Here is a 6,674-nt window from a genome sequence, read left to right on the forward strand (position 1 = left end):
AATTATAAGTGAGCTGATTACATGCTAATTTAGTAACTTAAAATTACAGCTAAAACGCTCGAATTTGCAATAAATTTTTCAAGTAATGACAATTTTTTAACACCCGGTCATATTGTTTGCAGGTTCGTTATTTTTGCCGGATGGAAAATACTTCTAATAATCAATCGCTTGCCAGCGAAAAGCTTTCCTTCGACCGGTTCCGGCTGGAAGTGCTTAAAGATTACAAGATGGCCTGTGAAAGCCGGGAAGCAAGTCTCCTCGGCCGTAAGGAAGTATTGACCGGGAAAGCCAAATTTGGCATTTTCGGTGATGGAAAGGAAATCGCCCAGATAGCAGCCGCCAAGTTTTTTAAACCCGGTGATTTTTTATCCGGTTATTATCGCGATCAGACCTTTTCATTTGCATTAGGAGAAGCCAGTATTGAACAGTTCTTCTCACAACTTTATGCAGACCCGGATCAAAACCATGAACCACATAGTGGTGGCAGGCAAATGAATTCACATTTCGCCACCCCGAATGTTAATCCCGAAGGCGAATGGCTCGACCTGGTTAACCGCAAAAATATTGCAGCCGGTATGGCACCCACTGCTGCACAGATGCCAAGATCATTGGGTTTTGCTTTCGCATCAAAATTGTTTCGCCACTCCCCGGTACTACAGCATGAAAATGAACTCAGTGACAATGGCAACGAAGTTTGTTTTTGTACCATCGGAGATGCCTCCACCTCGGAAGGGCATTTCTGGGAGACCATCAATGCGGCAGGAGTATTACAGATACCACTTGCAGTATTTGTCTGGGATGATGGCTATGGCATTTCAGTACCAAGAAAATATCAAACTACCAAGGGATCCATTTCAGAAGCATTAAGAGGAATGCAGAAACGTGACAACTCTAATGGATTTGATATTTATAAAGTGAAGGCCTGGGATTATGCCGGTATGTGTGAAGTATTTGACGAAGCAATAGCAAAGATGCGCGAAACACATGTGCCTGCCTTGTTTCATGTGGAGGAGGTCACACAGCCCCAGGGACATTCAACTTCGGGTAGTCATGAACGTTATAAAACCCCCGACCGTCTTGAATGGGAACGTACCTGGGATGCAAACAAAAAAATGCGCGAATGGCTGCTCGAAAATGCATTGGCAAGTGAAGAAGAAATAGAAAAGATTGAAAGCAATGCAAAGGCATTTGTAAAAAAGAGCCGTCACGATGCCTGGGAAAAATACATAACACCCATCCGCGAGCTGGTGAAAAAAAGTATCGCACTTATTGATGCCCTCAGTGCTCACAGCCCTGATTTCAAAGGCAATATTGCAACTGTTAGAAAACAGCTGGTAACAAATCGTGAACCATCGAGAAAAGAAATCCTGAAAGCGCTACATCATGTCTTATTAAATGCTGGTGAGTCTGAGCAGGTAGAGGAACTGAAGTTATTTTACGATTCACTCAAAAAAGAAGGCTACGACACATATGGATCACATCTGTACCATGAGGGACCGCGTAGTCCGTTAAAGGTAATACCAACAAAAGTTGAATATGCTCCCGATGCTCCGATGCTGAATGGTTATGAAATTCTCAACCGTTATTTTGATGAACTGTTCGACACCAATCCAAAAGTAGTTGCATTCGGCGAAGACGTTGGAAAGATTGGTGACGTTAACCAGGGTTTTGCCGGACTGCAGGTGAAATACGGTGAATACCGCATTTTTGATACTGCTATCCGTGAGCTGACCATTATGGGGCAGGGTATAGGAATGGCCATGCGCGGTCTGAGACCAATTGCTGAGATCCAGTATCTGGACTACCTGGTTTATGGACTGGAACCTTTGACAGATGATGCCGCTTGTCTTCACTGGCGAACAAAGGGCAGGCAAAGTTGCCCGCTTATTGTCAGAACCCGCGGTCATCGTCTTGAGGGAATCTGGCATAGTGGCTCACCAATGGGAATGATGATTAATGCGCTCAGGGGTATGCATATCTGCGTCCCAAGAAATATGGTACAGGCGCTCGGTATGTATAATACATTGTTGAACGGAAATGATCCGGGTATAATGGTCGAGAGTCTGAATGGATACAGGTTAAAAGAAAAACTTCCTTCAAATTTAACAACATACAAGGTTGCGCTTGGAATCCCGGAGATACTAAAGACAGGAGATGATATAACAGTAGTTTCCTACGGCTCAACGCTGAGGCTTTGCCAGGAAGCTGCAGTTGTATTGGAAAAGCTCGGCATCAATTGTGAGATTGTTGACGTTCAAACTTTACTTCCTTTCGATATAAACCACATGATACTGGCTTCACTTAAAAAAACGAACCGCATCATTTTTGTTGATGAAGATGTTTCGGGGGGTGCCTGTGGTTTTATGTTTAACCAGGTAATGGAAACCCAGGGAGGATATAAATGGCTGGATGTAGCAGCCCGCACAATAACGGCGAAAGAACACAGACCTTCTTATGGCAGTGATGGTGATTATTTCAGCAAACCGAATACAGAGGAGATTATTGATACCATCAGGCATATGATGGCGGAATGATTTACGACAACAATCAATAACCTATGACGTTCGATATGACATTCGATATATACCAGAACCTATGACATTCGATATATACCAGGTTGATGCATTTGCAAATAAGTTGTTTGGGGGCAATCCTGCGGCGGTAGTTCCTTTAAAAACATGGATACCTGATGAAACCATGCAGCTGCTGGCCATGGAAAATAATCTAAGCGAGACCGTGTTTTTTGTGCCATCCGGTAACCAGGAAGAAGCAGATTATGATATCAGGTGGTTCACTCCTGATGTAGAGATCAACCTTTGTGGACATGCTACACTCGCATCGGCTTTTATACTCTTCAAAAAATTGGATCATAAAAGTGAAACTATAAGATTCAATTCGAAAAGTGGAGTGCTCATTATCACACAACAAGGTGATAAAATAAAAATGGATTTCCCCTCATGGAAACCATCTGTGATGGCCGAAGTACCACCACTATTATTGAAGGCTCTGGGTATAAATTCTATCAGAGGTCTATATAGATATCGCGATCTCCTCGTTGAACTGGAAGATGAAAATGCAGTCCGGCTCTGTAATCCTGATTTTAATATGATGAAAAAGCTTGGGGCAAAAGTTATTATCACCGCACCCGGCCAATCCTGTGATTTTGTGTCGAGATTTTTTGCTTCGGAAGTTGGTATAAATGAGGACCCGGTCACCGGCTCAGCTCACTCGCAGCTTATTCCTTTCTGGGCCGAACGTTTGAACAAAACTATTCTGCATGCAAAGCAGCTTTCCACGAGGGGAGGGGAGCTTTGGTGCGAGGATCTTGGCAGCCGTGTTACCATTGCAGGCAACTGCGTTTTTTATATGAAAGGCCAATTTGAAATTGAATATTAAACTACTTCTATTGATAACGCGGAGAGAGAAAAGATTTATTCGTTCCTGGCAGGAACAAAGAGAAGGTGGCAAGTGGGCATATTTCCTTTTGTATACTTTTGCCGGTGGATTTATTATCAGCCTTATTAGTTATATACTGATTCTATGGATCCTCCAGATCAGGGTTCCTAAACCTTACTGGATATTACCGGTTTTTGGTGTCACTGCTGCAGCATTGATTGCCGTATTTGTATGGAGAATCAATGAAAAAAGATTCAAAGGCATAATCCGCCGGGAAATCAAACTTGACAAAGACAGTTCGCCGGCGGATGTAAACTGATTATTAAGCGAGGTTATGAAAAACCTTTTGCACATCTTCATCCTGTTCTAACCTGTCAACCAGTTTAAGGACTTCCTGTGCCTGTTCATCAGACAAGTGCATTGTAGTTCCGGGGATCCACTCTACTTCAGAAGTGATCGGATGCAATCCCTTTTCTTCCAGGGCTTTTTGCATATTGCCAAAATCAGAAAATGCGCAACGGATTACCAACACCGCTTCACCCTGTTCACCTGTACCTTCACCCAATTCTTCCAGTCCAAAATCAATAAGCTCAAGTTCAAGATCGTCTGCTTTTAGGCCTTCTGGTTTCAACTTGAAAACTCCCATTTTCTTAAACTGGAAACTCACACTTCCACTATTTCCAAGTGTACCGCCACCTTTATTAAAATGCGACTTAACGTTCGCCACTGTCCGGACATGGTTATCTGTTGCGGTTTCAACAAGAATAGGTATACCAAAAGGTCCATAACCTTCATAAAGCAGTTCTTCGAAATTTTCAGTATCCTTACCCATCGCCCTTTTTATGGCTGCTTCCACCCGGTCCTTTGGCATATTGACGGCTTTGGCATTCGCCATACATCTCCGCAATGCAGGGTTGAGATTGGGGTCAGGTCCACTAGACTTAACAGCCATCGCAATTTCTTTTCCGATACGGCTGAACTGTTTGGCCATCCTATCCCACCTTGCGAACATTGTATGTTTCCGCGTTTCAAAAATCCGACCCATAACTTTTAATTAAATGCTGAATTATACCGGTGAATCTTTGAGCCGGTACTTATCTCAGGGTTGCAAAAGTAAGAAAATTGAAAATAAAAAGGCTGCCGATAAAGGCAGCCTTTTCCAAAAAAATCTATATGACTATAACCTGGGGTTTCCAAGTTTGCTATTACGCCTGCTGTATACAAAATAAACGATCAGACCAAATAACATCCATACCAGTGCACTGACTTGGGTAGGGGTTGGTAAACCAACGATCATTGCAGCACAAACCAGCACTCCAAGTATTGGTACCAGCGGAACCAATGGGGTTCTGAAAGGCCGTTTAATGGTAGGGTCAGTTTTGCGCATAATTATGATACCGACACAAACCAGGATAAAGGCAAATAAAGTTCCTATCGATGTAAGATCACCTGCGACAGTACCTGGAACAAAGGCAGCAAATGCCCCGACAAATATGAACAGGATTAAGTTAGACTTATATGGAGTACGGTATTTGGGATGTAAGGCAGAAAAAGCTTTTGGTAACAGACCGTCAGTTGACATGGTGTAAAACACCCGGCTCTGACCCATCAGCATTACCAGGATTACCGAAGAAAAACCTGCAAGGATTGCAACAGTCACTGCCGTAGACAGCCATTTGTAACCTGGCATATAAGTATCTATCGCATATGCAACTGAAGCTTCTTTTCCTTTTGTGGGATCATTAAAGTCAACAAAAGGTGAAACCCCTGTAAGTACATGAGCAAAAAGGATATAAAGAATGGTACAAACTACCAGCGAACCAAGAATACCAATCGGCATATCGCGTTTAGGATTTTTTGCTTCCTGGGCTGCTGTTGATACAGCATCAAATCCAATGAAGGCAAAAAACACAATTCCCGCCCCCGTCAGTATTCCTTTAAATCCATGATTCCATTCACCTTCGTAACCCGGTGTTCCTTCCGGAATAATATATGGGATGTGATTTTCGGGTTTGATAAACTGCCAGCCGATGGCAATAAAAACGATAACAATCGCAACTTTTATAAAAACGATAACGGCATTTACCATAGCTGATTCCTGTGTTCCTTTGATAAGTAATAATGAAAGCAATAAAAGTATCACCAGTGCAGGAGCATTCATTATACCGGATAGAAAAGTACCGTCGGCCAGGGTTACTGACTCAAACGGCGAATGGCACCATTCATAAGGAATAGCGCCTCCCAACAACTTGTTTAAATATTCACTCCAGGCAATGGAAACGGTGGCCGCACCAAGCGCATATTCGAGAATTAATGACCAACCAATTATCCAGGCGACCAGTTCACCCATGGTAGCATAGGCATATGTGTAGGCGCTCCCGGCAATTGGAATCATGGAAGCAAATTCTGCGTAACAAAGACCGGCAAAAGCACAACCGACAGCGGCGACTATAAATGAAATTGTTACTGCGTTCCCGGCGTGACCGCCGGCTGCGGCTGCGGTACGAACAAAAAGCCCGGCCCCGATAATTGCCCCGATTCCGAGTGCCACGAGATTTCCGGCTCCCAATGTTTTCTTAAGTCCCTTCGAATCTTCTGACTGAGTCATCAGGGACGAAAGTGTTTTTTTGACGAACAAACTCATTGCAGTTAGTTGTTTTTGAGATTAATAAAGTATTAACGGATTGAGGAAAGGTCTTCCTTACACTATGCGGAAAGATAAGAATTTCCCAATAACAATTAAATCAAAATGTCTTGTTCCGGGTGCAGGTTACCGGTTTAACCCCTGTTTTGAGATAAAATATCATATTCGTTTTTTATCTACTGGGATCACCGGTTTTGAGATTGCGAACAATCGTTAGTATTTAGTTAATGTCGAAACATTAGCACACCTAATGCCAACCAAATTCGTTTATATAGTAAAGAAATAACAAGAAATAAAAAAGGAGCAGACATGAAAAAGCTGGTTGTATTATTAGTCGCATTTGGGCTGGCATTTGGTGCATCAGCCCAGAATAAAGGGCCCCGTTCAGTGAGTCCAGGACCCGGTAAAAAAGTAGTGGTAGTAAGAAGTTATCCTCCATTCTCACCATTCTACGGATATGGCAGAGGATATTACGGTTATTCGCCATTTTATTCACCGTTCGGATTTGGATTTGATAATGGATACCGATATCAGAACAGGCCCACAAAACTCGATCTTCAGATCGAAGATATAAAAAATGACTACCAGGATAAGATCTGGTCAGTAAGGCATTCGGATGAATTATCCCGCAAGG

General features: G+C 42.9%; 6 protein-coding genes. 4 read left to right on the forward strand and 2 right to left on the reverse strand.

The genetic code is table 11. The annotated features are described in order from the left end of the window. Positions 1–140 precede the first annotated feature (140 nt). The 3 genes from VK664_RS21310 to VK664_RS21320 all read left to right on the forward strand — a co-directional run bounded on the left by VK664_RS21310 (position 141) and on the right by VK664_RS21320 (position 3,715). The gene (locus tag VK664_RS21310; RefSeq protein ID WP_461400724.1) at positions 141–2,534 is read left to right on the forward strand and encodes an alpha-ketoacid dehydrogenase subunit alpha/beta; all 2,394 of its coding nucleotides are present in this window, start codon (positions 141–143) and stop codon (positions 2,532–2,534) included. 61 nt (positions 2,535–2,595) lie between these two features. Continuing rightward, the gene (locus VK664_RS21315) at positions 2,596–3,396 is read left to right on the forward strand and encodes a PhzF family phenazine biosynthesis protein (RefSeq protein ID WP_461400725.1); all 801 of its coding nucleotides are present in this window, start codon (positions 2,596–2,598) and stop codon (positions 3,394–3,396) included. A 10-nt stretch (positions 3,397–3,406) separates the two neighbouring features. Continuing rightward, positions 3,407–3,715 (forward strand): hypothetical protein, encoded by a 309-nt coding sequence (locus tag VK664_RS21320; RefSeq protein ID WP_461400726.1) that lies wholly within the window; start codon positions 3,407–3,409, stop codon positions 3,713–3,715. A 3-nt stretch (positions 3,716–3,718) separates the two neighbouring features. Here the strand turns inward: VK664_RS21320 and VK664_RS21325 are convergent, their stop codons facing one another. Then, positions 3,719–4,441 (reverse strand): YebC/PmpR family DNA-binding transcriptional regulator, encoded by a 723-nt coding sequence (locus VK664_RS21325; protein WP_461400727.1) that lies wholly within the window; start codon positions 4,439–4,441, stop codon positions 3,719–3,721. Between the two features lie 132 nt (positions 4,442–4,573). Beyond that, on the reverse strand, positions 4,574–6,004 hold the full coding sequence (locus tag VK664_RS21330) for an amino acid permease (RefSeq protein WP_461400728.1): 1,431 nt from the start codon (positions 6,002–6,004) through the stop codon (positions 4,574–4,576). Between the two features lie 345 nt (positions 6,005–6,349). Here VK664_RS21330 and VK664_RS21335 point away from each other — a divergent pair. After that, positions 6,350–6,674, forward strand: a 325-nt coding sequence (locus VK664_RS21335; protein ID WP_461400729.1) for a hypothetical protein, incomplete at its 3' end; no start/stop codon positions are given.

The sequence above is a fragment of the Flavitalea sp. genome (assembly GCF_035489435.1).
GTDB lineage: Bacteria > Bacteroidota > Bacteroidia > Chitinophagales > Chitinophagaceae > DATHKG01.

What these genes read in the sequence shown, in the direction of transcription:
- VK664_RS21310 (WP_461400724.1), top strand. Translation starts at nt 141, where the DNA reads ATGGAAAATACTTCTAATAATCAATCGCTTGCCAGCGAAAAGCTTTCC.
- VK664_RS21315 (WP_461400725.1), top strand. Translation starts at nt 2,596, where the DNA reads ATGACATTCGATATATACCAGGTTGATGCATTTGCAAATAAGTTGTTT.
- VK664_RS21325 (WP_461400727.1), bottom strand. Translation starts at nt 4,441, where the DNA reads ATGGGTCGGATTTTTGAAACGCGGAAACATACAATGTTCGCAAGGTGG.
- VK664_RS21330 (WP_461400728.1), bottom strand. Translation starts at nt 6,004, where the DNA reads ATGACTCAGTCAGAAGATTCGAAGGGACTTAAGAAAACATTGGGAGCC.